21 protein-coding genes and 2 pseudogenes are annotated in these 25,220 nt (G+C 56.0%); 17 read left to right on the top strand and 6 right to left on the bottom strand.

From position 1 onward, the window contains the following. Positions 1–2 precede the first annotated feature (2 nt). Positions 3–3,080 carry an efflux RND transporter permease subunit gene (locus KZ772_RS11030; protein ID WP_290536624.1) on the top strand — a complete coding sequence of 1,026 codons (3,078 nt, stop codon included), beginning with the start codon at positions 3–5 and terminating at the stop codon, positions 3,078–3,080. A gap of 197 nt (positions 3,081–3,277) precedes the next feature. Here the strand turns inward: KZ772_RS11030 and KZ772_RS11025 are convergent, their stop codons facing one another. After that, positions 3,278–3,757 (bottom strand): hypothetical protein, encoded by a 480-nt coding sequence (locus KZ772_RS11025; RefSeq protein ID WP_290536623.1) that lies wholly within the window; start codon positions 3,755–3,757, stop codon positions 3,278–3,280. A 56-nt stretch (positions 3,758–3,813) separates the two neighbouring features. Between KZ772_RS11025 and KZ772_RS11020 the strand changes: the two genes are divergently transcribed. Beyond that, positions 3,814–4,848: a transporter substrate-binding domain-containing protein gene (locus KZ772_RS11020; protein ID WP_290536622.1), complete on the top strand. Its 1,035-nt coding sequence runs from the start codon at positions 3,814–3,816 to the stop codon at positions 4,846–4,848. 27 nt (positions 4,849–4,875) lie between these two features. Here KZ772_RS11020 and KZ772_RS11015 read toward each other — a convergent pair whose 3' ends face one another. From KZ772_RS11015 to KZ772_RS11000, 4 genes are all read right to left on the bottom strand, one after another. Next, positions 4,876–5,559: a hypothetical protein gene (locus KZ772_RS11015; RefSeq protein ID WP_290536621.1), complete on the bottom strand. Its 684-nt coding sequence runs from the start codon at positions 5,557–5,559 to the stop codon at positions 4,876–4,878. After that, the gene (locus KZ772_RS11010) at positions 5,549–7,003 is read right to left on the bottom strand and encodes an ATP-binding protein (protein WP_290536620.1); all 1,455 of its coding nucleotides are present in this window, start codon (positions 7,001–7,003) and stop codon (positions 5,549–5,551) included. The genes KZ772_RS11015 and KZ772_RS11010 overlap by 11 nt, the downstream gene beginning before the upstream one ends. Positions 7,004–7,036: 33 nt before the next feature. Then, positions 7,037–7,504 carry a response regulator gene (locus tag KZ772_RS11005; RefSeq protein WP_290536619.1) on the bottom strand — a complete coding sequence of 156 codons (468 nt, stop codon included), beginning with the start codon at positions 7,502–7,504 and terminating at the stop codon, positions 7,037–7,039. A gap of 299 nt (positions 7,505–7,803) precedes the next feature. Then, a complete protein-coding gene (locus KZ772_RS11000) occupies positions 7,804–8,226 on the bottom strand; it encodes a PaaI family thioesterase (protein ID WP_290536618.1) in 423 nt (140 codons plus the stop codon). 136 nt (positions 8,227–8,362) lie between these two features. Here KZ772_RS11000 and KZ772_RS10995 point away from each other — a divergent pair, with 136 nt between their 5' ends. The 10 genes and pseudogenes from KZ772_RS10995 to KZ772_RS10945 all read left to right on the top strand — a co-directional run bounded on the left by KZ772_RS10995 (position 8,363) and on the right by KZ772_RS10945 (position 21,820). Further along, a complete protein-coding gene (locus tag KZ772_RS10995) occupies positions 8,363–8,656 on the top strand; it encodes a hypothetical protein (RefSeq protein WP_290536617.1) in 294 nt (97 codons plus the stop codon). Positions 8,657–8,723: 67 nt separating this feature from the next. After that, entirely contained in the window at positions 8,724–9,956 is a 1,233-nt protein-coding gene (locus KZ772_RS10990; RefSeq protein ID WP_290536616.1) for a TolC family protein, read from the top strand. 109 nt (positions 9,957–10,065) lie between these two features. Then, positions 10,066–11,286 (top strand): efflux RND transporter periplasmic adaptor subunit, encoded by a 1,221-nt coding sequence (locus tag KZ772_RS10985; RefSeq protein ID WP_290536615.1) that lies wholly within the window; start codon positions 10,066–10,068, stop codon positions 11,284–11,286. Between the two features lie 109 nt (positions 11,287–11,395). After that, positions 11,396–14,634 (top strand): annotated as a pseudogene (locus tag KZ772_RS10980) (CusA/CzcA family heavy metal efflux RND transporter). Positions 14,635–14,648: 14 nt separating this feature from the next. Further along, a complete protein-coding gene (locus KZ772_RS10970; protein ID WP_290536614.1) occupies positions 14,649–16,754 on the top strand; it encodes a GNAT family N-acetyltransferase in 2,106 nt (701 codons plus the stop codon). Beyond that, on the top strand, positions 16,747–17,166 hold the full coding sequence (locus tag KZ772_RS10965) for an ASCH domain-containing protein (protein WP_290536613.1): 420 nt from the start codon (positions 16,747–16,749) through the stop codon (positions 17,164–17,166). Before KZ772_RS10970 ends, KZ772_RS10965 begins: the two co-directional genes overlap by 8 nt. An 88-nt stretch (positions 17,167–17,254) precedes the next feature. Beyond that, positions 17,255–17,635, top strand: a complete 381-nt coding sequence (locus KZ772_RS10960; protein WP_290536612.1) for a hypothetical protein — start codon at positions 17,255–17,257, stop codon at positions 17,633–17,635. Positions 17,636–18,446: 811 nt separating this feature from the next. Continuing rightward, positions 18,447–19,997 carry a hypothetical protein gene (locus tag KZ772_RS10955; protein ID WP_290536611.1) on the top strand — a complete coding sequence of 517 codons (1,551 nt, stop codon included), beginning with the start codon at positions 18,447–18,449 and terminating at the stop codon, positions 19,995–19,997. 135 nt (positions 19,998–20,132) lie between these two features. Next, positions 20,133–21,113: a transposase gene (locus KZ772_RS10950; RefSeq protein WP_290536610.1), complete on the top strand. Its 981-nt coding sequence runs from the start codon at positions 20,133–20,135 to the stop codon at positions 21,111–21,113. 47 nt (positions 21,114–21,160) lie between these two features. Further along, a complete protein-coding gene (locus KZ772_RS10945; protein WP_290536609.1) occupies positions 21,161–21,820 on the top strand; it encodes an FMN-binding negative transcriptional regulator in 660 nt (219 codons plus the stop codon). 49 nt (positions 21,821–21,869) lie between these two features. Here the strand turns inward: KZ772_RS10945 and KZ772_RS10940 are convergent, their stop codons facing one another. After that, positions 21,870–22,106 carry a hypothetical protein gene (locus KZ772_RS10940; RefSeq protein ID WP_290536608.1) on the bottom strand — a complete coding sequence of 79 codons (237 nt, stop codon included), beginning with the start codon at positions 22,104–22,106 and terminating at the stop codon, positions 21,870–21,872. 189 nt (positions 22,107–22,295) lie between these two features. Here KZ772_RS10940 and KZ772_RS10935 point away from each other — a divergent pair, with 189 nt between their 5' ends. The 5 genes and pseudogenes from KZ772_RS10935 to KZ772_RS10915 form a co-directional block, all read left to right on the top strand. Continuing rightward, a complete protein-coding gene (locus KZ772_RS10935; protein WP_365871131.1) occupies positions 22,296–23,120 on the top strand; it encodes an efflux RND transporter permease subunit in 825 nt (274 codons plus the stop codon). Between the two features lie 48 nt (positions 23,121–23,168). After that, positions 23,169–23,969 (top strand): isoprenylcysteine carboxylmethyltransferase family protein, encoded by an 801-nt coding sequence (locus tag KZ772_RS10930; RefSeq protein WP_290536607.1) that lies wholly within the window; start codon positions 23,169–23,171, stop codon positions 23,967–23,969. Positions 23,970–24,066: 97 nt separating this feature from the next. Further along, entirely contained in the window at positions 24,067–24,333 is a 267-nt protein-coding gene (locus KZ772_RS10925; protein ID WP_290536606.1) for a hypothetical protein, read from the top strand. Positions 24,334–24,503: 170 nt separating this feature from the next. Next, positions 24,504–24,947 carry a hypothetical protein gene (locus KZ772_RS10920; protein ID WP_290536605.1) on the top strand — a complete coding sequence of 148 codons (444 nt, stop codon included), beginning with the start codon at positions 24,504–24,506 and terminating at the stop codon, positions 24,945–24,947. Between the two features lie 47 nt (positions 24,948–24,994). Then, positions 24,995–25,219, top strand: a pseudogene (locus tag KZ772_RS10915) (FMN-binding negative transcriptional regulator); the annotation flags it as partial. Between the last annotated feature and the right edge of the window lies 1 nt (position 25,220).

Below are 25,220 nucleotides of genomic sequence, written 5' to 3'. Positions count from 1 at the left end.
CCATGTCATTCAATCTCTCGGAATGGGCGCTCAAGAATCGCGCTCTTGTGCTCTACGCCATGATCCTGCTCGGTGCCATGGGGGCCATTTCCTACGCCAGCCTGGGGCAGAGCGAAGACCCGCCGTTCACCTTCAAGCTGATGACCATCAATACCCAGTGGCCCGGTGCCAGCGCCGAAGAAGTCTCACGGCAGATTACTGAGCGCATCGAAAAGAAGCTGATGGAAACCGGCGACTTCGAGCGCATCACTTCCTACTCCCGCCCCGGCGAATCCCTGGTTATGTTCATGGCCCGGGATGAAATGCGCTCCAAGGAGATCAAGGATCTCTGGTACCAGGTGCGCAAGAAAGTGGGCGATATTCGGCATACCTTGCCCCGGGATGCGCGGGGGCCGTTCTTCAACGATGAATTCGGTACCACCTTCGGCAACATCTATGCGCTGACGGGCCCGGGTTTCGACTACGCCATCATGAAAGACTACGCCGACCGCCTGCAGCTGGCCCTGCAGCGGGTGGACGATGTGGGCAAGGTGGAGCTGGTCGGCCTGCAGGATGAAAAAATCTGGGTGGAAATTTCCAACACCAAGCTGGCGTCCCTGGGCATTCCCCTGGTCACTGTGCAGCAGGCGCTGCAATCGCAAAATGCGGTGGCCGATGCCGGCTTCTTTGAGACGCCCAGCAGTCGAGTGCGCCTGCGAGTGTCCGGAGAATTCACCAGTGTGGAGGATATCCGCCACTTCCCCATTCAGGTGGGAAACCGCACTATCAAGCTGGGTGATATTGCCACCGTTTATCGTGGCTTCAGTGACCCGCCTCAGCCGCGTATGCGTTTCATGGGCGAGAATGCCATCGGCATTGCCGTGTCCATGAAGGATGGTGGCGACATCCTTGCCCTGGGTGAAAACCTGGATCAGGCCTTCCGCGAACTGCAGCAATCCCTGCCCCTGGGCATGGAGTTGCGCAAGGTCTCCGATCAGCCAGCGGCGGTGGAAGCCGGGGTGGGCGAGTTTGTCCAGGTGCTGATGGAAGCCCTGGTGATCGTGTTGCTGGTGAGTTTCTTCTCGCTGGGATGGCGAACCGGCATGGTGGTGGCGCTGTCCATTCCGTTGGTGTTGGCCATGACCTTTGCGTCCATGAAGTATTTCGATATCGGCCTGCACAAGATTTCTCTGGGGGCCCTGGTGTTGGCGCTGGGTCTGATGGTGGACGATGCCATCATTGCCGTGGAAATGATGGCGATCAAGATGGAGCAGGGCTTCAGTCGCTTGAAAGCCGCCGGCTTTGCCTGGAAAAGCACCGCTTTTCCCATGCTTACCGGCACCCTGATCACCGCCGCCGGGTTCTTGCCCATCGCCACGGCGCAATCCAGTACCGGTGAATATACCCGTTCGATCTTCCAGGTGGTGACCATTGCCCTGCTGGCATCCTGGATTGCGGCGGTGGTGTTCGTGCCTTATCTGGGGGAAAAGCTGCTGCCCAACCTGGCCAAGCGGGATGCCAGCGGGGATGTGCACGATCCCTATCAGAAACCCTTTTACCAGCGTTTTCGTGGTGTAGTGGAATGGTGCGTGCGTTATCGCAAAACGGTCATTGGTCTGACCGTGGGCATCTTCGTGTTTTCCCTGCTGCTGTTCAGCCTGGTGCCCCAGCAATTCTTCCCGGCGTCCAACCGGCTTGAGTTGATGGTGGACATGAAGCTGGAAGAGGGCGCGTCGCTGACCGCCACCCAGGAGCAGGCCCTGCGACTGGAAGCCATGCTCGGCGAGAACGAACTGATCGAAAATTATGTGGGCTATATGGGCAGTGGTTCCCCCCGTTTCTATCTGTCCCTGGATCAGAAACTGCCGGCGGCATCGGTGGCCCAGTTCGTTATCCTGACCCGCAATATCGACGAACGGGAACAGGTATTAAGCTGGCTGGAAGATACTCTCAAGCGGGATTTTCCCACCGTGCGCACCCGTGTGTCGCGGCTGGAAAACGGTCCGCCGGTGGGCTACCCGTTGCAGTTCCGGGTCTCCGGGGAACACATTCCCCAGGTCCGGGAACTGGCCCGGCGCGTGGCAGACCATGTTCGCGACAATCCGGCTACCCAGAACGTGCACCTGGACTGGGAAGAACCCAGCAAGGTGGTGCGTCTGAATGTAGACCAGGACCGGGCACGGACCCTGGGTATTACCACTGCGGATCTGTCTACTGCGCTGCAGGCGTCACTATCCGGGGTGGCGGTAAGCCAGTATCGGGAGGATAACGAGCTGATCAATGTGGAAGTGCGCGGCGACAGCCAGGAGCGTCACGCCCTGGGTCTGCTCGGCAATCTGGCGGTACAGACCAGCAATGGCCGCAGCGTGCCGCTGAACCAGATTGCTACCCTGGAGTACGGTTTCGAGGAAGGCATTATCTGGCACCGGGACCGCCTGCCCACAGTGACCATCCTGGCGGATGTGAAGGGCGATGCCCTGCCGGCTACTCTGGTGAATCAGATCATGCCGCAGCTGGCTGACGTACGCGCTGACTTGCCGCCGGGCTATCTGCTGGAAGTGGGTGGCACGGTGGAGGAATCCGCCCGTGGGCAGAAATCCGTCAACGCGGGCATGCCGCTGTTCATCCTGGTGGTGATCACTTTGCTGATGCTGCAACTGCGCAGCATGCCCCTGTCGCTGATGGTGTTTATCACTGCACCACTGGGGCTGATCGGGGTGACCTTCTTCCTGCTGATTTTCCAGAAGCCGTTCGGGTTTGTGGCCATGCTCGGCACCATCGCGCTGGCGGGCATGATCATGCGCAATGCGGTAATTCTGGTAGACCAGATTGGCCAGGACATGGACCAGGGACTCAGTACCTGGGATGCCATCATCGAATCGACGGTACGTCGTTTCCGGCCCATCGTGCTCACAGCGCTCACCGCGGTACTGGCCATGATCCCGCTGTCACGCAGCGTCTTCTTCGGTCCGATGGCGGTGGCCATCATGGGAGGGCTGATCGTGGCAACGGCACTGACCTTGCTGTTCCTGCCGGCGCTCTATGCCGCCTGGTTCCGGGTCAAGGAAGAACACGCCCCTGCCACTCACAACGAACGCTGATGAAACGCCGGTCATCGCCGGCGTCCCCTCGCCCCGGTTCTTCCGGGGTTTTTTTTGGAAAAAACACTGCCGTAGGAGCGTGGCTGGCGGCGCGATAACGTAACCCATGAAATCGCGCCGCCAGCGACGTTATTCGCTACGCTCACCCTGCGGACCGACCTTCGGTCGTGGCTTCGCTGCGCCTGCTCCTGGATAAATCAGTGCGTGCGCATTGCCACCTGGATAGTCAGCGCCTCGCTCTGCCCCTGATGCGCCGCCCGCACACACCGCAAGCTGAACGTTCCTTCCCGGTCAAATCGCCACGGCAAGGTTACCGTAGTGCCCGGCTCGCTCAGTCGGGTGTTGGGGTAATCCTTGCGTAGATCGGGCATCAGCTTGTGGATCAGATCCTGGTCGCGGAGGGCGGTGTCATCGCCCAGAGCAAACAGATGCCAGTCTTCACTGTGGTTTGTCAGACTCAACCGCACACTATTTTGGTAGGGGATGGACAGGCTGGCGGGCGTCCAGGAATTGTAAAAACTCACCGCCAGGATCGGTAAATCCGCCGGGTTTCGCAGTGCCGTGCCTGCCGCCATGGGGATCTCGTCTGGCAGAAAGCCATGGGCCCCGCTACCCTGCGATAAAGACAGCGTGCCGGCCAGCAGCAAAAGAATAGGGTATTTCAGTCGGTCAGGCATGGCATCGTGTATGAAATGGAGGGATCTCTGTGAGAACAAGAATACGCGTTTTACTGATGACGTGCCTGTGCATCTGGCTGGCGTCCGCCAGTGCCGCACCGCTCACTGTGGCAGTGAAGGCCTCGCCACCATTCAGCTTCCAGAATGGTGACCGCTGGGATGGTGTCAGCGTTGAGCTGTGGGAACAGATCGCTGAGCAGGCTGGCTATGAATACCGCTTCCGCCCCTACAAGACGGTGTCCGACATGCTTGCGGCGGTGGAGCTGGGTCAGGCGGATGTGGCCATCGGTGCGATCAGTGTCACCGGAGATAGGGAGCGTCGGCTGGATTTCACCCAGCCCATGTACCGGGGTGGGTTGGGCATTGCCACCCGCACGGAAGCCAGCGGCTGGATGACCACCCTGCGCGGCCTGTTTTCCTGGAAGTTCTTCTCCGCCGTGCTGGCCCTGGGGCTGGTGTTGTTGCTGGTAGGGCTGCTGGTGTGGCTGTTCGAACGAAAGAAAAATCCGGAGCAGTTTGGCGGCTCTGTGAGCAAGGGTATCGGCAGTGGTTTCTGGTGGTCGGCGGTGACCATGACCACCGTGGGCTATGGTGACAAGGCGCCGGTGAGTACGGCAGGGCGCTTCATCGGGTTGGTGTGGATGTTTGTCAGCATCATCACCATTTCCGGTTTCACCGCCGCCATCGCATCCAGCGTTACTGTCAACCAGTTGCAGACCCGGGTGGCGGGGGCTGGTGATCTGCCCCGCGTGGATACCGCCGTAGTGGAAAACACCAGTGGCGAGCAGTGGCTGGTGGCTGAAGGTCTCAGTTATCGCCCTTACCCGAACCTGGAAAAGGCCATGCGTGCGGTGGTGCTCGGTGAGGTGGATGCGCTGGTAGCGGATGCGCCGGTGATGCGCTACATGCTGCGCGAACGGGAAACCTCCCAGGTACTGGTGCTGCCGAAAATGGTCCGCGAGGAAAGTTATGCGTTTGCCGTGGCCAACGGCAGCAAACTGCGCGAGCCCATCGACCAGGCCATGCTTGATATCCTGCCTTCCCAGGAATGGCGATTGGTGTTGAACCGTTATCTCGGTTCAGATCAGTAGCCTCTGTCCTTTCGTTATCAACAGGTCTCAGGCGTCGCTGTCATCACGTAACAGCGGCGCCAGGCTTGCCAGCTCCTCTTCCAGATTCCAGTGCATTTCCTTGGCGGTCACGTGCAGTAGTATCAGTGCATTCACCGATGCATCGGACTGGCGTTTTCCGCGCAGGCGTTTGGTGAAGCAGCGGTTCAGTTCATTGAGCGCCGCATAGCGTGCGTTGAGATCGGCCAGTGAGACATCGCTATCCTGGTGTTGATTCATATGCCGTTGCAGCAAGTAAAGGCTGGCGGTGCGCACCAGGGTTTCCGTTTCATTGCTGAGCGGAAGATGAAATCTTGCCATCGGACGCAGAAAACGCGTGTGCGGACAGTCGCTGAGACCACAGATCAAACCGAACAGAGAGCTCAGTGCTCGCTGCAGCGTGCTCGTTTGGTTGTACTGTCGCTGCGGGGTATCGACTTGCACGGAAACAGGCTGAAACGAGTCTCCCAACGCAGAGTCCGGCAGCAAAAACGCCAGGTTGAGCGCGATGGGGCAATAGCGATGGGTATCTTTATCAAGCGGACAGTGGCTGCATTGATGGTAAGTCAGTTCTGCCCAGGCTGGTGGCTCGAAATCGGGAGGAATGGCGATGGCATCATCCACCATCTCGATGGCGATGCGTTGTTGCCCGCCTTCCGGTGTGGTGAGGGTGTACACATAATCAGGCTGCATGGACTCTTTCAGACTGTTTCAGCGGCAGCTTGATGATGAAGGTGGTGCCGGCGCCGGGTTGGCTCTCCACCGTCATGGTCCCGCCATGGTGGCGAATAATGTCATGACAGATCGACAGGCCCAGACCGGTTCCCTTGCCGATGGGTTTGGTGGTGTAGAAAGGCTCGAAGATTTGCTCCAGATTCTCGCTCGGGATCCCCGGCCCGTCATCGGCTACTTTCAGTGTGCACCACTGGTCGTCACACTCTGCGCTAATGGTGATGGTGCCTCTGCCTTCAATGGCCTGGGCTGCGTTGACGAAAAGATTCATGAACACTTGTGAAAGCTGGCTTTCCGAGCCGGGGATCAGTGGCAGTGATTCCAGGTTGCTGTGACTGACGTTGATGCGATTCTTCAGCTCGTGCTTGGCCAGGTTCAGTGATGTGGCGATGCAGGAAGCAATGTTGGTGGGAGAAAACGATTCCGGCTGATTGTGAGAGAAATTTTTCAGATCGCGGATGATTTGCTTGATGCGTTCAATCCCCTCACGGGTTTCATCGATCAGCGCCGGGTGATCTTCCAGCATGAAGCTGAGTTTTCGGTGATCAATTTTCAGGTTGGCTTCTGCCTGAAGAAACTGCTGGAACTTCTCCTCGTTGATTCTTTTCTGCAGGCCCTTGATCACGCTGGACATGGTGTCCAGGTATTCCCGCGAGCGATTCAGGTTGGAAGACAGCATGGCAATGGGGTTGTTAATCTCATGGGCAATGCCTGCTGAAATGGTGCCCAGGGAAGCCATTTTTTCAGAATGCAGAAGCATGGTTTCCACATGGCTCAGTTTCTGATCTTTCTCTTTTACCTCCTGAATCAGCTGATTGTTCTCCGTCTTGATATCGGTAATGTCCGTGCCGAAGTAGATAAAGCCGTCATCCTCGTCAGAAATATAGGAAAGAGGAAACAGGAACATGTTCATCCAGTAAAGGCTGCCATCCGCCCGCTGATTGCATACCTCTCCATTCCAGACTCCGGACGCCGCATGCTTGCATTGCATGATGGGCAGGCTGTCATGGCTATCCGGGTGGTTGACGCTTTCATCTTTGCCAATCAGCTGGGAAAAGGCGTGGCCGCTGAGAGACAGGAACTTGTCGTTGGCAAAGGTAATGGTGCCCTGGCTGTCCGTAGTCAGTACACAGTACTCATCGATGATGCGGGCCAGGGGGCCGAGCAGGGCCTTGTTGAGTTTGTATTCATCCGCATTGACCTCGATCAGGTGCATCTTGCGCCCGAACCGGTTATCCGTCAGGGAGGCAAACTCCGCCAATTTGGCTTCCACATTGATGGAGGTGCGGTAGGTTTTGTAAAGAAAGAAAATGATGACAAGAAGAATCACAGTGGAAGAGACCAGGAACAATCCTTGCGCTTCCATACCGAAACCGATTTCGGTGTTGTTAATAATGCTTTCCATGGAGCGGGTCTTCCTGTGTTTGGCTAGCCGAGATCAGTCCTCATAGCCAAGACTGCGCAGTGTCTTGCGTTGTTCGCGAACGGTCTCCGCGAGGATGCGGTTTTCCAGCAAAATATCGCGGAACTTGAGCCCTTCACGGATATTGTCGAGCAGTTGTTCGTCATCCCAGGGTTTGGGGATAAAACGGAATGCGCCGGCCTTGTTGATGGCGGACATGACGGTTTCGATATCGATCACCCCGGTGAGAAGAATGCGAATGGTATCCGGCTGGATATCACGAAGTTCCTGCAACAGCTCCAGGCCGTTGATCTCCGGCATCATGTAGTCGGTAATAACCGCATCAAAAACGGTAGTGCGCGCCCGGCGCAGGGCTTCCCGCGGGTCCTGGTAGGTTTCCACTTCCCAGTCGGTGTACATGTTGATGGTGCGCTTCAGAGCCTTGAGGATGTAATCCTCATCATCAACAAGCATGACCTGATACATATCACGATCCTCATCCATGCTGTTCCGGGTGCAGCGTGGCTACCCTTGAGAGGGAGGCTTCGCCGGCCGGACCGTCACCTTTGACGATACCCTCGGGTATCGGTGCTGACAATTGATGGCAGGCCACGGGGGGTTCCAGTCATGCCGCCTGTTCTGCCGTTTGTCCGGCATGTTCGAATATGGCGCTTACCGCCAGCAAATACCCATCAAGACCTCATTTTCTGTGGGCTTGTATTGCGAATAACAGCGTTATTGCTGACACCTTCGCGATGCAAGTATCGCTTTCCGCCGTAGGAAAAAAATTTCGGTGCTGTTGGCTAGCGAATATCGGTAATCGCTTTGGTCACCGAGCCGGTGGCAATCAATCGTTCTTCGCCGCTGGCATTTACCGCCAAGGCTTCTGCGCGCATGGCCGCCAGGGTGCGGCCCAGCCGATCCAGTCGTGCGCGAATCACTACACTTTCGCCTTTCATGGCGGCGCGCAGCACGCTGCTGTGGGTTTCCACGGTGACCGGTTGCTGGTCGGCGGACAGGGATGGCACCACCGCAAAGAAGCAGGCTACGTCCATCAATGCATAGAGGATGCCGCCGTGCAGGGCGCCCATGGGGTTGGCGGTGAAATCGTTCACCGCAAAGCGCACCTCGCTGCGGCCTTCGCCGGCGCTCAGCAGCTCCAGCTGGCAGGCGCTGTGCAGGGGGTGGGCAAGAACGGAATCACGGACTTCTTCCAGGCGGCTCATGGTATCTCTCGTCAGAAAACGGGGTCGATACTGTGCCTCTTGCTGCTGCCCCTGTGAATGACCGGATGAAACTAAATCCCTTGACCGGGGTCTTCACTATTCGCAGAGTAGAAACCCCTAATCCACGGCAGGCACCATGAAGGCACTGGTCTGGACATTGCTGCTGATCATCTGCACTCACGTGCTGGTGCTTGATGCCATGCATCACGAGCACGATGCCGACGTGGCCGTGGAGCAGCTCGACGCCGCTCCCGCCCAGCTGGATGTGCTGGATGCCGGCGGTGATCATTGCTGCCAGTGCCATGGTTTCATGGCCAGTGCAGATTGCGATCCTGCACGGTTACCCGCACCCCCGGCCCGGGTGCTGGCCCTGCGTCCCCCCTTGCCGGATGCCCCGGCCGATAATCCGTTCCGCCCTCCCATCGCCTGATCGTTTTCCCGACCTTGTGTCGCGCCTGAGCGCGACAGATTCCGGATAACCGATCAGGAGCTTTCCCATGGAAAGTCTGTCCGCAGTAGTGCGCCGTTGCGCACTGCTAATGCTGCTGTGCGCCACCGGTGCACAGGCAGAAACCGCCCCCGGCCAGTGGGCCGGCTGGCTGCAACAACAGATCAACAGCCTGCCCGCCAGCCGGGCCATCACTGCCGAACAGGAACGCTGGCTGGCGGAAAACCGCGATGAGGCCCAGCCCCTCTATAACCCGGCCTTGAATATCAGCTATGAAGACAGTGCCGACACCACCAAAACTGTGGGCCTCAGTCAGACCCTGGACTGGTCTGGCAAGGCTCGCGCCCGACGCGATGCGGTGTCGGTGCGCGATACCCTGGCGCAACTGCGCGCCGACAAGGCCCGCGCCAACCTGCTGGCCGACAGCCTGAATGCCCTGGTGGCATTCGACGCCGCCCGTGCCCGCCTGGCTGCCACCCGGCAACAGGAACAGCAGCTGTCTGCACTCAGCGACCTGATTCGCCGCCGAGAACAGGCCGGTGACCTGGGGCAGGTGGATGCACAACTGGCCTGGCTGTCCCTGGCTCAGACCCAGCAAGCCTTGGCGGATGCGGAAAGTGACGCCACCGCTGCCGCGACACAGTTGCGACAGGTATTGGCCAGTGAACAGCCGGGCCAGTCCCTGCCGTCGGCTCGCCACTGGCAGGGGGTTGCGGTCAGCACCGATGCGTCACAACGGTTGCCGGCAAGCTTTGATCTGCGTCTGGCGCAGCTGCAGCTGGCCCTGGCCGAGCAGGGTGCCGCCGTGGCGAGCCGGCAGCGCCGGGCCGATCCCACCCTGGGTTTCAGTGTCGGCAAGGAAGGCGACGACAACCTGTGGGGTGTGGATATCAGTCTGCCCCTGAAACTGTTCAATACCGGCGAAGCCGGTTACCAGGCTGCCCTGGCCGACAGCGATGCCCGCCGCGCCCTGCTGGAGAAAACCCGCGCCGACATCGCCGCCCGCCTGGACGGCGCCCTGCGCAATTACCAGCAACGGCGCGAGCGCTGGCAAACCTGGCAGCAACTCACCGGCGACACCCTGGGGCGCAGCGATGCGCTACTGGAACGGGTCTGGCAGCAGGGTGAACTCACCACCCAGAACTACCTGCAGGCCCTCAACCAGAGCCTGGATACCCGCCTGTCTGGCATCGCCCTGCGCCAAGCCATGCAACAGGCCTGGGTTCAATGGCTCCAGGAAAGCGCCCAGCTCAACGACTGGTTGAATAGCCTCGCTAACTAACAATGTCCCTGTAGGAGTGGCGCTTGAGCCGCGAATTTACTTGGCACGGCCTGTCGAAAGCAGGTTCGCGGATCAAGCGCCGCTCCTACAAAAAATTTGGAAATTTTTTATGAAAACCAAATCGTTTTTCAAACAATCCCCACTGGCCCTTGCCCTGCTGGCAACCCTGGTCAGCCCCGCCTGGGCCGAAGACAACCACGTCCATGCCCATAACGAAAGCAACGAAACACAGCAACATGCACAGCAACCGGCCCCGGACGAGAATGCTGACCATGATAGACATGATCACGGCGGCGTATCTGAAGACGCCCATGAGGAAGACACGGGCCTGGAGCTAACCGCCGAACAGCAAAGCATGCTGAGCCTGCAAGTCATCACCTTGCAGCCGAAAGCAAACGCCACCCGGACCATGACTGTTCCGGCAGAAATCACCAGTAACCAGTACCGTACCTGGGTGGTGCCGGTGCGTATCAACTCCCAGGTGCAATCGCGCAGCGCCACCTTGGGCCAGCACCTGAAGAAGGGCGACCCCATCGCCACCCTGTTCAGCCCGACCATGGCACAACTACAAAGCGACCTGCAGGTGGCCGCCGACGCCTGGCGGCGGGTGAACAACCTGGGCCGTCGCACCGTGGGCAACCAGCGCTACCTGGATGCTCAAGGTCAGTATCAATCCCTGCGTGCCAGCGCCAAGGGCTACGGCCTTAGCGACAGTGCCATAGCAGATATCGAAGCCGGCAACAGCGAAAAGGGCGTCTACACCCTTACTGCTCCGGATGACGGCCTGGTGCTGGAAGATGCCTTCCAGCAAGGCCAGTGGCTCATCGCCGGCAGCGCCCTGGTGACCCTGGTGGATGAATCCGAACTGTGGGCAGAAGCGGCGTTACCTCCCTCGCCGGGTCTGCAGATCGCCACCGGCACCCCGGCGCGGGTCATTGTGGGTGACACCACCGTGGACGGCCAAGTGATCCAATCCGGCCACCGCCTCAACCCGGTCACCCGCACCCTAGCTGTGCGCGTGGCCATCCCCAATGCCGGCCACCTGCTGCACCCGGGCATGTTCGCCGATGTGGCCTTGTCACTGCCGGCCCCGGATAACGCCCTCACCGTACCGGAGGAAGCGCTAACCCGTGGCCCGGATGGCGACTGGCAACTGTTTGTGGAAGAAGAGCCGGGCCACTACAAACCCGTGGAAATCGAACTGAATGGCCAACTGGAAAACCGCCGCATCGTTACCGGCATCGACCCGGGAACGCGCGTGGTCACCCGTGGTGCCTTTTTCCTGGCCAGTGAAATGGCCAAATCCGGCTTTGAAGTCCACAACCACTAATTGAATTGCCAGTGTTTTCAATTAGCAGAGTCGTGCTGGAGGGTCCCCTCTCCCTTGAGGGGAGAGGGACAGGGAGAGGGTGAGAGGCGCCAGACGCAGGGAAATAATCATGCGTTTTTCCTTTTTCTCCTCTATCTCAAGCCCCGAATGCTTCGCTAGCAAAAAACACCGGCAGGTCCAGGAGACCACCATGTTCAACAAACTAATCGACTGGGCGGTAAACAACCGCCTCATTGTCTTGCTACTACTGGTCATCACCATCGGCGTGATCGGCTGGCAATTGCCCAACCTGAAACTGGATGCTTTCCCGGACGTGACCAACGTCCAGGTGCAGGTGAACACCGAAGCCGAAGGCCTGGCCGCGGAAGAAGTGGAGCAACTGATCACCTATCCCATCGAGGCCGTGATGTACGCGCTGCCCCAGGTGGCCGAGGTGCGCTCTATCTCCAAGACCGGCCTGTCCATCGTCACCGTGGTGTTTGAAGAGGGCACCGATATCTACTTCGCTCGCCAGTTGGTGTTCGAACGCTTGCAGGCGGCACGGGAAGATATTCCCGACGGCGTCGGTACCCCGGAAATGGGCCCCAACACCTCCGGCCTGGGCCAGGTCTACCAATACCTGCTCACCGCCGAACCCGGCTCCAATGTGGATGCCATGCAACTGCGCAGCCTCAACGACTGGGTGGTGAAGCTGCTGCTAATGCCCGTGGGCGGTGTCACCGATGTGCTCAGCTATGGCGGCGAAGTACGCCAATATCAGGTCAACGTGAACCCCACCCGGTTGCTGGCCTACGACTTGTCACTGCAACAGGTCATGGACGCCATCGCCGCCAACAACCGCAACGCCGGTGGCTGGTATCTGGATCGGGGTGCAGAGCAACTGGTGATTCGCGGCATGGGCTGGGTTGGCAGCGGCGAGCAAGGGCTTGGTGACATTGCCGCCATTCCCCTCAAGGAAGTGGACGGCACCCAGGTGCGCGTCAGCGATGTGGCAAAAGTGGCGTTCGGTGGCGAGATCCGTCAGGGCGCTCTGACCATGACCCGCCGAGATGCCAACGGCGAACCGGAAGCGCTGGGCGAAGTGGTAGCCGGCATCGTGCTCAAGCGCATGGGCGCCAACACCAAGGCCACCATCGATGGCATCAAGGAACGCGAAGCGCGCATCCAGCAGGCCCTGCCCGACGGTGTGGAATTCCAGGTGTTTTACGACCAGGCCGATCTGGTGGAAAAAGCCGTCAGCACCGTGGTCACCGCCTTGCTGCTGGCCTTCGTGTTTATCGTCATCGTGTTGGCCCTGTTCCTGATGAACCTCCGCGCCACCGCGCTGGTGCTGTTGTCCATTCCGCTTTCCATTGGTCTGGCCTTGTTGGCGATGGCAAGTCTGGGCATGTCCGCCAACCTGATGTCACTGGGTGGCCTGGCCGTGGCCATCGGCATGCTGGTGGATGGCTCCGTGGTGATGGTGGAAAACATCTTCAAACACCTGAGCCGCAAAGAGGGCAGTCACGACTCACAGGGAGGCATCGCCTTGAGGGTAAAAGACGCCGCCCAGGAAGTGGCACGCCCGGTGTTCTTCGCCGCCAGCATTATCCTGGTGGTGTTCCTGCCCCTGTTCGCCTTCGAAGGGGTGGAAGCGAAAATGTTCGTGCCCATGGCCATCAGCATCATGCTCGCCATGACCGCCGCCGTGCTGGTGGCGTTGATCGTGGTGCCGGCGCTGGCCGGTTTTCTGTTCCGTCACGGCGTGGAAGAAAAGCCCAACAAACTCATGCAGTGGCTGGAGGCCCGCTATCGAAAACTGCTGGCCAAAGCCATGCAGGCCCGCAAGGCGGTCATCGGCGGTGCGGTGGGCCTGTTTGCATTGGCGCTGGCCACCACGCCCTTTATCGGCACGGAATTCGTGCCGGTACTGGAAGAGGGCACCCTGGCTTTGCGCGCCACTCTGGCTCCGTCCTCCAGTCTCGATACAGCGCTAGAAGTGGGTCAGAAACTGGAGAAGGAAATCATGACCTTCCCGGAAGTCACCTACGCGCTCAGTCGGGTAGGGCGCGCGGAAATCGGCGGCGACCCGGAGCCAGTGAGCAACGTGGAAATCTATATCGGCCTCAAGTCCATCGACGAATGGGAAAGCGCCAGCACACGTCTTGAGCTACAGGAAAAGATCCAGCAGAAACTGGAAAAACATCCCGGCCTGCTACTCAACTTTTCCCAGCCCATCGCCATGCGCGTGGACGAACTGCTCTCCGGCGTCAAAGCCCAGCTGGCCATCAAACTGTTCGGCCCAGATCTCGACGTGCTCCAGGAAAAAGGCGAAGCCATCACCCAGGCCGTCAAGGAAGTGGATGGCGCTACCGACGTGCAACTGGAGCAGATCGCCGGGGAAGCCCAGCTCGTCGTCACTCCGGACCGCAACGCACTCAGTCGCTACGGCCTGAGTGTGGATCAGGTCATGGATCTGGTCAGCAACGGCCTGGGCGGCGGCAGCGCCGGGCAGGTGATTAACGGCAACGAACGCTACGATATCTACGTGCGCCTGGAACAAAACGCCCGCAAGGACGCCGAAGCCATCCGCAACCTGCGCCTCAAAGCCGCCGACGGAGCCTGGGTGCGCCTTATGGATGTGGCGGACGTATCCCTGGTCTCCGGCCCACCGCAGATCAGCCGCGACGACGTGCAGCGCCGTGTGGTAATCCAGGCCAACGTGGCCGGTCGCGACATGGGCTCCGTAGTGGCGGACATCCAGCAAGCCATCGACAGCGAGGTAGACCTGCCCGCCGGCTACAGCGTGGACATCGGCGGCCAGTACGAAAACCAGCAGCGCGCCCAGCAACGCCTGGCCATGGTGGTGCCCGTGGCCGTGGGCCTCATTGCCTTGCTGCTCTACTTCGCCTTCGGCTCCGTGGCCCAGGCTGCCCTCATCCTGGTCAACGTCCCCTGGCCTTATCGGCGGCATCCTCGCTCTGGCTCTCAGCGGCCAGTACCTGTCGGTGCCCAGTTCCGTAGGCTTTATCACCCTGTTCGGGGTGGCAGTGCTGAATGGGGTGGTGATGGTGGAAGCCATCAATCATCGGCTGCGTGATGGGGAGGCGCTGGAGACGGCGATCTTCGAAGGCGGTGTCTCGCCTGCGCCCGGTGCTGATGACTGCGCTCACTTCCATGCTGGGTCTGATTCCCATGTTACTGGCCACCGGGTGGGCAGTGAGTGCAGCGGCCGCTGGCAGTGGTAATTGTCGGGGGGCTAGTGTCGGCGACGGGGTTAACGTTGCTGGTACTGCCAGTCTTTATGGGGTGTTTTCGAGCGGTTCGTGGGCCTTCAAGTGTAATTTTGGGTTTTTAATGATTAAGTAGTGTTCGGGGGCGTAATGGAATACGAAATTATAAAAGAAGCAGATCGATCTCTTGGCTATGTAAAAGAGATTTCCGATATGGCTGATAAGAATAGGGCTTCATTTGGTTTTTTGTCTGCTTCGGCGTATGAGCAGATGGCTTCAAAAGGACAGTTGTGGGTTGTTGTAAACGATATAAATAGGGTTGTCGGCTATTTGATGTTTGGTGGAACCATGCCGACATTGAAAGTATTTCAAGTTTATATATGTGATTCGATAAGGGGGGAGGGGATAGGTAAGAATCTGATTGACGAGCTCAAGAGTTATGCTGGAAATATGAATTATCACTCCATTATAGCGAGAGTTGCATCTGATCTCCCTGCTAATAAATTTTGGGGGAAAGTTGGTTTTTCCGTATATAAGCAGGAAAAAGGAGGGGAGACAACAAAGCGAACCATTAACGTTAGAGGCTATCGGCTTCACGATAATGATCTTTTTGGTGACAGTGTGGCTGGGGGTTCTGGCATTCGCCCCACGGGCCCTGTTCTAGAGAAGCCGATCTATGCCTTAGATCTTAATCTTCTTTTGGATATAGTTAAGAGTCGCCCGGGAAGTGAAAAAGTTGTTAAGTTAATGCAGGAAGGGTTTCAAGGGAAATTTTCTATTTGTGTTACCCCTGAGTTCAAAAAAGAGCTGGCGCGAGAGTCTGAAAAATTTCTAAACGATCCTGTTATGAAGTTGGCGTATGCATTTCCTGAGCTAGAATCCGGCAGCGAAGCATATAAAATTGCAAGTTCACTTGGTGAGATCGTTTTCCCTTCTCGATCACTGAACCGGAGGGGGGCTGTTAATGATGCTTCTGATTTAATGCACTTGGCTCATTGTATTTCCGCAGGGGTTGCGGGGTTTGTGACTCGAGAAAAAGCCTTGTTAAGAGCTTGCGAATCAATTCGTGAAATGCATGGTGTTGCTATTGTTTCGCCAGAAGAAATTGTTCTTGATGATGGTGATTGGCTCGATTTTTCTAATCCGGCAAGTGCTGGATTTGTTCCCTCATGTGCTTCGGTATCCCGTGAAATTGTAAGATTTGTAGAGGATTTTATTCCGCCAAAAAACATCATGGACTTGCTGAGTGTAAATGCGCTTAATTTTAATGATTTAAGCGTATATGAGGCAAGGTATGATGGCCGTTTATTTGGTGTATATTTTTCGCAAAAACCTCAAAAAACTACGGGGAGAGCTTTGGCTGCGCTTTACTTGGATGAAAGCAATCCAAAGTCAATAGCTGCGATTGATCATTTTCTTGAAATAGCTATTAGGCACAAAAGTGGTTTTTCGTATCGCATAGATTTGTATGTTGGTAAAGGTCAGGATGTCACGCAAGAGACCTTGGCCAGAAAGGGATTTTTTGATCAGGGAGAGTGTTTTTCAAAAATCATTTTCAATGATTTTGTGAGCTATAAGAATTGGGCTGATTTCTCTCGTGACGTTAAGTTGTTGTGTGGATTTCATGTGCCCAAAAAGTTGCCTTCTAAGAAAGAGCTTATAAATACAGGTGTTTGCATTTCAGATGAAGAAAATATGGTTCAGGAATTTTCATGGTTTGAATTTGAGACGCTTATTGGTCCGAGATTTATATTGAATCATGATAGGGACTGCATTTTGGTTCCCATCCGAGAGAATTATGCAAGCGGGCTAATAGGAGATGTGAAAAATCAACTTTCACTTCTTTCAAATCACGATCAATCGCTGTTGCTTGAAAAAGCCTACTTTAGGTCTCCTTCGAGGGCTTCCATCTTTAAGAAAGGTGGTGTTGTGGCTTTTTACGTTTCGGGTGGCAGTAGTATTCAGGAAATTATTGGATTCGCAAGAATAACTTATTCTGATGTTGTTCCAATTCATGAGGCGATAGTTAGGTTAGACAGACAGGGAGTGTTGTCGCGTGATGAATTAATTGGTGTGTCGGATAAGCGTGGTATGATACATGCGTTCACATTTGATAATTTTTTGGCACTCGATAATAGAGTGTCTTTTTCAAAGGCAAAGAAGCTTGGGCTTATTAGTGATGCCAACCTTGTTTCGCCGGAACGGATTGATTTTAAGCAGCTAAGGTCTCTAATTGGAGCGGCTTTCTATGCATGATGCCATAATTTCTCTTAAGCCAAGGCATGCTGACAATGTGTTGTCTGGTGCTAAAACTGTCGAGCTAAGAACTAGAGGAATTAACCTTCCTGAAGGGGCTAAGTTGTGGATTTATACAACGCTTCCTGTTGGCAAAGTGAGTTTGTCTGCAGAAATAGATTTTATTGAGTGTCTTCCTCCAGATTTAATGTGGGAAAAGCATGGTAAAGATATCTGCATCACTAAATCAGAGTTTGATGATTATACGAATGATAGAGAGATGGTTGTGGCAATAGGTTTGAGAAATGTAAGTGCCTTAGAAAGGGGTGTTTGTTTGAATACAATGAGGCGTTATGAAGAAAACTTTCAGCCCCCTCAGTTTTTCTCCAGGCTTTATCCTGAGAGGGCGCTTTACTCAGCCTTTTACTCATGATTTTTTTCTCTGATGATGCTGGCGAGGCTTGGCTGGAACCTTGGGAAAGGGTTCTGTAATTTTCCATATAACCTAATGGGTAGTAAAGTTGGAAGTGTTGAATGAGAGCTATATCCGACTTTCAGAAGCAGTGAATGATGATAATAAGATATTGGCTTCTGAAAATTTAAGTTTGTTCGGGTCTAAGATATTGAATAAAAATAAGAGGAGGATAGATGGCCATTTTTCGAGGCTTGCTGAACTTGATCGAGAATATCAAGGATATTTGCGGCCTCGAGGAGCAATAAACGATCTGAATATGCGGAATGCTCAGCTTGGCATTCTTACCTTGTCAAGAAAGATGGCGGTGGATGCCATTGGGAATTACGAAACGGCCATTTCTGGTTTTGATGCTGGGTTTAAATTTCAGATTAGTTCGACCATCGCTTTTTTGGCATTTTTGATATCCGTTTTGGGTTTGATTTTTTAATCCATGGCTAGGTCACGCTCTTCGTCTTGAATGGTGAGAGGCGCAAGATAATCGGAACATAAATAATCGGGGACACCCATAAATTGGAAGATCGCCTACGCTGAAAATGCACGATGTCTGATATTGGTCTGTTCGTATGGTCAGTATCTTTGGGGTAATAGAGCAGTAGGGGACACCCATCAATTGGAAGATCTCCTACGCTGAAAATGCGTGATGTCTGAAAAAGTGATGCGTGTCCCGGATGAAGAGTCCGCGCAAACGGCAGGTGTGGCAGATGAATGCCCAGGGTATTCCTTTTGAGCCAATGATGCGGGTGGCGGCACCCGCCACAGTATTTCAAGGGCTGACAATTGGCTCCTTTCGACCTGTTGTGGCAGGCGTAGATTGCGAAACTTGGTCTCCAACCCCCAGCCTTTTCCAAAGGAATGAACATGAAAGCAGTGGTATGCCATCACGGTGAGTTTTAGGTTCAGGATGTGACTGAGCCACCGAACATGAGTATCAGGTCTTGCCCCGTGCCTGGGATGGCAAAAGACATGAGATCCGCGACCCCGGGCTTCCGCGACTGGTTGATGGTTTCAATATCTACCCCGCGTGGAACGGCCCTGGTGGCGGCGATTCCCGGAGCCGAGAGAGGGGGGGCGCCAGCTGGCCCGTGGTGCGGCGGCAGTTGTTCGCAGCCTGGGTGCGGCCATTGAGGATGCGCAGGCATCGACCGGTCCGAAGACGGCCGCACGCGGGCGCAGGACCTAGACCAGAGTTTGTTGGTTAGATTGAAGCCCACTGCGGGATTTACCAAGGGAGAGTCGAGATGTTGATCAAACGGCAGTCGTTTTCAGTGCTTTTCGTTGCCACGCTGCTGTTGGTCGGCTGTGACAACAACGGATCGTCAAGTGATGATTCGGCTGGCATCGTCACTGAGCGTGGCGTAACGCCCAGCCAGCCGCAGAATCTGGATCGCAGCTGTGATGAAGCAGCCTACCCGTCAGCGAAATGGACAGCCTGCGAAGCAGCCAATTACGCCAAGGTGCAGGAAGCCACTACAGAGCAATTATCACCGGATTTCGATTCGCGTTGGGTCATGCAATCGGCAGCCAACCTGCAGGCCTGGACTGAGCGTTCACTGGCTGATCCAAGCTGGTTGAGCCCACTCGCCGGCAATACCCCTGTCACCCCGCTGTGCACCACTTGGTCACTGCAATGTACCGGCGATCCGTTCCGCTACCCCACAGTCGACGGGCCAGATGGCCGGACTTTTTATGAAAACGAAGCCGAGGTCATCCCGGTCGTGTTCTACGACGACGGCTGTGCACGCCTCAGCGGCCGGGTCTGGGCACCCAAAGGTTCGACTGGAAAACGGCTGCCCGCCGTAGTTATCGAAAACGGCTCCGTCCAGGCGCCTGAAACCGCCTACTGGTGGGCGGCACAACTGCTCGTGCGTGCCGGTTATGTGGTGCTGACCTTCGACCCACGCGGCCAAGGGCGATCTGATTTACAGACACCCACCCTGAGCCAGGGCGGCAACATCAATGCGGATGTGTTCGTCACGGGCCTGGTCAACGCCATCGATTTCTTCCGCTCGACGCCCGCCACGCCCTATCCCTGGAATCAGAGCTGCGCCGCTACCTATCCCACCGCGGTGAACGAACACAATCCCTTCCATGACCGCATCGATCCCGAGCGGCTAGGTATTACCGGACATTCGGCAGGCGCCATCGGTGCCTCGATCGTCGCCGGTTTCGGTGCGCCTGGCGCGGATGTCTGGCCCGGCCTGTTGGATACCGACAACCCGGTTGATGCACTGGTAGCCTGGGACCCGCTGGTCTCAGGTTCCACCCTCTTACTGCCCAGTCGGTTTGCAGTGCCACGCGTGCCTGGCCTGGGGCTGGTCGGCGACTACATCAGCGCGGACGGTATCAACCGGGATTTACTGACCGGCGTATTTACGCTGATCCCTAATGTCGTCCCGCCCAATCCGAAACAGAACCTGAAGCTGGCCTACAACGACTACGTGGCGGCTGGCATCCCCGTGTACTCTCTGACCATCGCCGGCGCGACCCATTTCGATTTCAGTCAGGTCCCTACTTTTCCGGCCACTTCCTGGTGCCCGGACACCAGCAGCGGCAACTGTGAAGGGGGCTGGGGCATCGGGGTAATAGAACATTACACCCTGGCCTGGTTCGATCGCTGGCTTAAGAAGCCGGGAGAACCGGGATATGCTGATGCCGACCAACGACTGGTGGACGATGCCGGGCCTGATGGCGCGACAAAACTCAGCTTCCACTACCACTCCGCACGCGCCTATACCGACCGCTCAGGCAAATGGCAACTCTGCGAGGACATACGGGCCGGCTGTCCTTGAGTTTCGGACACTAGGGCGAAGTCGGGGACACCCATAAATTGGAAGATCGCCTACGCTGAAAATGCACGATGTCTGATATTGGTCTGTCGGGATGATCAGTATCTTTTGAGTCATGGATAAGCAAGGAGGCGTTCCATGACTCGTGCTCGCTATACCCAGGTTTCTCTGGACTCCACTCCCTACTATCACTGCATCTGTCGCTGTGTGCGGCGAGCCTTTCTGTGTGGCCAGGACCACTATTCTGGCCAGGATTACGAGCATCGCCGCCAATGGGCGGTGGATCACCTTGCAGTGCTGGGCCAGGTGTTTGCCATTGATCTCTGTGCCTATGCGGTAATGTCCAATCACTATCACGTTGTTGTTCGACTCAATCAGAAGCAGGCGCAGGCCTGGTCAGATGCTGAAGTTGCTGAGCGATGGATGCAGTTATTCAGTGGGCCACTGATTGTGAAGCGCTGGCTGAGCGGGCAGTCAGAGGATGGTGAGGCGTTGAAGGCACTTGAGATCGTCGGCCAATGGCGGGAGCGGCTTTATGATCTTGGCTGGTTCATGAAATGCCTGAATGAATACCTCGCCCGGCGGGCGAACGAGGAGGATTGCTGTAAGGGCCGCTTCTGGGAAGGCCGTTACAAATGTCAGGCGTTACTGGATGAAAAGGCCGTGTTGCAGTGTATGGCCTATGTGGATCTCAATCCTGTTCGGGCGGATATGGCCAGTACTCCTGAAGCTTCGGATTATACCTCGATTCAACAACGAACCAGCGAGGTTAAGGATCGCCACACAACGAAGAAAATGCCCCGACTACTCCCGATGGTAGATAGTGAGACAGTGGAAGTTGAAGACGGTGATACGGTTTGCCGCTTTCGGCTGATGGACTATCTGGATCTCGTGGACAGTACGGGAAGGGCGGTGCGTGCAGACAAGCGTGGAGCAATTTCGGAGCGGGCGGCGGGGATTCTGGATCGACTCGGCATTGATAAAAGGGCCTGGCTGCAGCATATGCAGAAGCGCAAGCAGAGACTGCCTGTCGCGGTCGGCAGCCTGAAAAGACTGAAAGCCTATGCAGACTCGACAGGTCGTAAATGGGTGGCGGGACAAAGCCTGATCGCATGCTGATTGATCCGACTTTCTTTTGATTAAATTTATGCGTGTCCCGGATTAGAATGGACGCGCCCCCAATCGAGGAGTTCCGCAGCATGTATGTCCCGAGCCACTTCAAGGAAGACGACATTGGCAAGCTTCAGCAATATATTCGTGACTACGGATTGGGTTTGCTGGTAGTTGCTGATGATGCTGGAATTGAAGCGAACCATGTCCCTTTTTATTTGAGCCCTGAAGAAAGCGGTTCTCTTGGGGTTCTGCAGTGCCATCTGGCTAGAAGCAACCCGGTTTGGCAGCGCCTGCAGGGTGGGGCTCGGGTTCTTGTCGTTTTTCAGGGGCCGGATGCATACATTTCACCCTCGTGGTACGAAACCAAGTCTGAAACAGGCCGAGTCGTTCCAACGTGGAACTACCTGGCTGTCCATGCAGAAGGACAGGCTCGGATTATCGAGGATTCAAGCTGGCTGAAGCACCATCTTCATCGGCTGACAGAGCAGAATGAGTCCGGCATGAGTGATCCTTGGTCCGTAGATGATGCGCCAGCTGACTTCACCGAACGTCTGGTGCAGGCTATTGTGGGTGTAGAGATAAAAATAGATTCTCTGACAGGCAAGCTGAAAGCTAGTCAGAATCAGCCGGAGCGTAACAGGGTGGGCGTCAAAGCTGGCCTTGAAGCTGGAGAGAGAACGCATAATCGGGGCATGTCCAAATTCATCCGCTAACCGAGAGTTGACTCAATATTCAAATAACGGCCTTTCCTCCCGCCATTTCTCAGCGTCCCCACAGCGCTTTCAAGTGTCGCACCCCTGCCCGAAGCCACTCCTGCCGGGCCCGCAACTGGTCTCGTCTGACCTGCTCCAGGTTAATGCCGCCCCGCCCATTCCGGTATCGGGCCGGGATGGGTTCGTTAGGTAGATTATTGGCACGGCCTTTTTCTGCGTCAGCGCTGTCGCGCAGAGCGACAGGGATGCCGCTGTTAACGTATTGAACCTCTTCGAAAACTGACATGCCCGACCTCCGTTACCCGGCCCCTGATCGCAGGGGCCTTGGCCATCCAATGGATTTATGGGCATGCTAGTCCTGTCGTATGCTGCAAACTATTCCCGCTACGGCCTGAGTGTGGATCGGAGTCATGGATCTGGTCAGCAACGGCCTGGGCGGCGGCAGCGCCAGGCAGGTGATTAACGGCAACGAACGCTGATATCTACGTGCGCCTGGAACAAAAACGCCCGCAAGGACGCCGAAGCCATCCACAGCCTGCGCCTCAAAGCCGCCGACGGAGCCTGGGTACTTATGGATCTTGGCGGACGTATCCCTGATCTCTCCGGCCCACCGCAGATCAGCCGCGACGACGTGCAGCGCCGTGTGGTAATCCAGGCCAACGGCCAGGAGAGTCGCGACATGGGCTTTCCCGTAGTGGCGGACATCCGGCAAGCCATCGACAGCGAGGTAGACCTGCCCGCCGGCTACAGCGTGGACATCGGCGGCCAGTACGAAAACCAGCAGCGCGCCCAGCAACGCCTGGCCATGGTGGTGCCCGTGGCCGTGGGCCTCATTGCCTTGCTGCTCTACTTCGCCTTCGGCTCCGTGGCCCAGGCTGCCCTCATCCTGGTCAACGTCCCCCTCGCCCTTATCGGCGGCATCCTCGCTCTGGCTCTCAGCGGCCAGTACCTGTCGGTGCCCAGTTCCGTAGGCTTTATCACCCTGTTCGGGGTGGCAGTGCTGAATGGGGTGGTGATGGTGGAAGCCATCAATCATCGGCTGCGTGATGGGGAGGCGCTGGAGACGGCGATCTTCGAAGGGGCGGTGTCTCGCCTGCGCCCGGTGCTGATGACTGCGCTCACTTCCATGCTGGGTCTGATTCCCATGTTACTGGCCACGGGGGTGGGCAGTGAGGTGCAAAGGCCGCTGGCAGTGGTAATTGTCGGGGGGCTAGTGTCGGCGACGGGGTTAACGTTGCTGGTACTGCCAAGTCTTTATGCGTTTTTCTCGAGCAAAAAAGCTGTCGAGTTACAACGATAATCTAATCTTCCCCCGGCGGTTATCAGCCGGGGGGTTTAGGAGGAAAAAATGCTTTACTCTACATTGTGCAATCAAGGTGACTGGGCTTTTCGATGGCGTAGTATCGCTCCGGCGGTGCTTATGATTCCCGCGGTAATAGTTGCCTTAATAGATGTGCAATATTTTTTGGATAGTCACACCTATGATCAGTGGTGGGACTTGTTCGCGATATCGTTTGTGGTGGCGGGCCTTGGGATTCGTGTCTGGACTACTGGACATACCCCGCGAAGAACCTCTGGTCGTAATACCAAAAGTCAGGTGGCGGATTCACTAAACACTCGCGGTATTTATTCTATTGTTCGTAATCCTCTCTACCTGGGGAATTTTGTCGGAGCCTTGGGGGTGATTCTATTGCTCCACTCCTTATGGTTAACCCTTTACTATGTGCTGGCGTTCGCGCTTTACTTCGAACGTGTAATTCTTGTTGAGGAGAGATTTCTGTTGAGAAAATTTGGTGATTCATATCGCCAATGGGCAGAAAAAACGCCGGCTTTCTTCCCTTTAATATTACGAAAGTACCAGCCTGATGAATTGCCTTTTTGTTGGAGAACGGTGTTACGTCGTGAATATATAACTGTCGCCATGACAGTGTTGCTGCTGTTTGTTATGGAGGTCGGCGAAGATACAATGATCCAGGGGGAAATTATTCTGGATAGTCGCTGGCTAATAATTGCGGCAATCAATGGAGGGATGTTCTTGTTCTTCCGGGTGGTTAGCAAGCGAACACGTTGGCTTTCCAAAGGTTGGCAGGTAATATACCGAAAAGGAAAAATCGTTAGGGAAGGAGAAGATAATCGTGGACACCCATAAATTGAAAGATCTCCTACTCTGAAAATGCGCGATGTCTGATACTTGTCTGTCTTTACGGCCAGTACATTGATGTCATGGATAAGCAAGGAGGCGTTCCATGACTCGTGCTCGCTATACCCAGGTTTCTCTTGATTCCACTCCCTACTATCACTGCATCTGTCGCTGTGTGCGGCGAGCCTTTCTGTGTGGCAAGGACCACTATTCCGGCCAGGATTACGAACATCGCCGGCAATGGGTAGTGGATCGCCTTGCGGTGCTGGGTGAGGTGTTTGCCATTGATCTCTGTGCCTATGCGGTAATGTCCAATCACTATCACGTTGTTGTTCGGCTCAATCAGAAAGGCGAAGGCCTGGTCAGATACTGAAGTCGCTGATCGGTGGATGCAGTTATTCAGTGGCCCACTGATTGTCAAGCGCTGGCTGAGCGGGCAGTCAGAGGATGGCGAGGCATTGAAGGCACTTGAGATCGTCGGCCAATGGCGGGAGCCGTTACAAGTGCCAGGCGCTACTGGATGAAAAGGCCGTATTGCAGTGTATGGCCTATGTGGATCTCAACCCTGTTCGGGCAGATATGGCCAGTACTCCTGAAGCTTCGGACTATACCTCGGTGAAACAACGAGCCCGAGATGTTAATGGTCGCCACGCAACGAAGAAAATGCCTCCCCTGCTACCGATGGTGGATAGTGAGACAGTAGAATTTGAGCACGATAATACGGTTTGCCGTTTTCGGCTGATGGACTATCTGGAGCTCGTGGACAGTACGGGAAGGGCGATGCGTGCAGACAAGCGTGGCGCAATCTCGGAGCGAGCCGCAGGGATTCTGGATCGCCTTGGTATTGATGAAAGGGCCTGGCTGCGGCATATGCAGCCGCGCAAGCAGAGACTGCCTGTCGCGGTCGGCAGCCTGGAAAGATTGAAAGCCTATGCCGCCTCGACAGGCCGTAAATGGGTGTCGGGACAAAACCTAATCGCATACTGATTGATGAGGATTTCTTTTGATTAAATTTATGTGTGTTCCGGATTAGAATGGGCGAGCCCCCAATCGAGGAGTCCCGCAGCATGTATGTCCCGAGCCACTTCAAGGAAGACGACATCGACAAGCTTCAGCAATATATTCGTGACTACGGATTGGGTTTGCTGGTAGTTGCTGATGATGCTGGAATTGAGGCGAACCATGTTCCTTTTTATTTGAGTCCTGAAGAGAGCGGTTCTCTTGGGTTTTTGCAGTGCCATCTGGCTAGAAGCAACCCGG

This window comes from Alcanivorax sp. (assembly GCF_019431375.1).
Lineage (GTDB): Bacteria > Pseudomonadota > Gammaproteobacteria > Pseudomonadales > Alcanivoracaceae > Alcanivorax > Alcanivorax jadensis_A.
The sequence above is the reverse complement of the archived record's forward strand: the minus strand, read 5'-3'. Positions and strand labels throughout refer to the sequence as shown.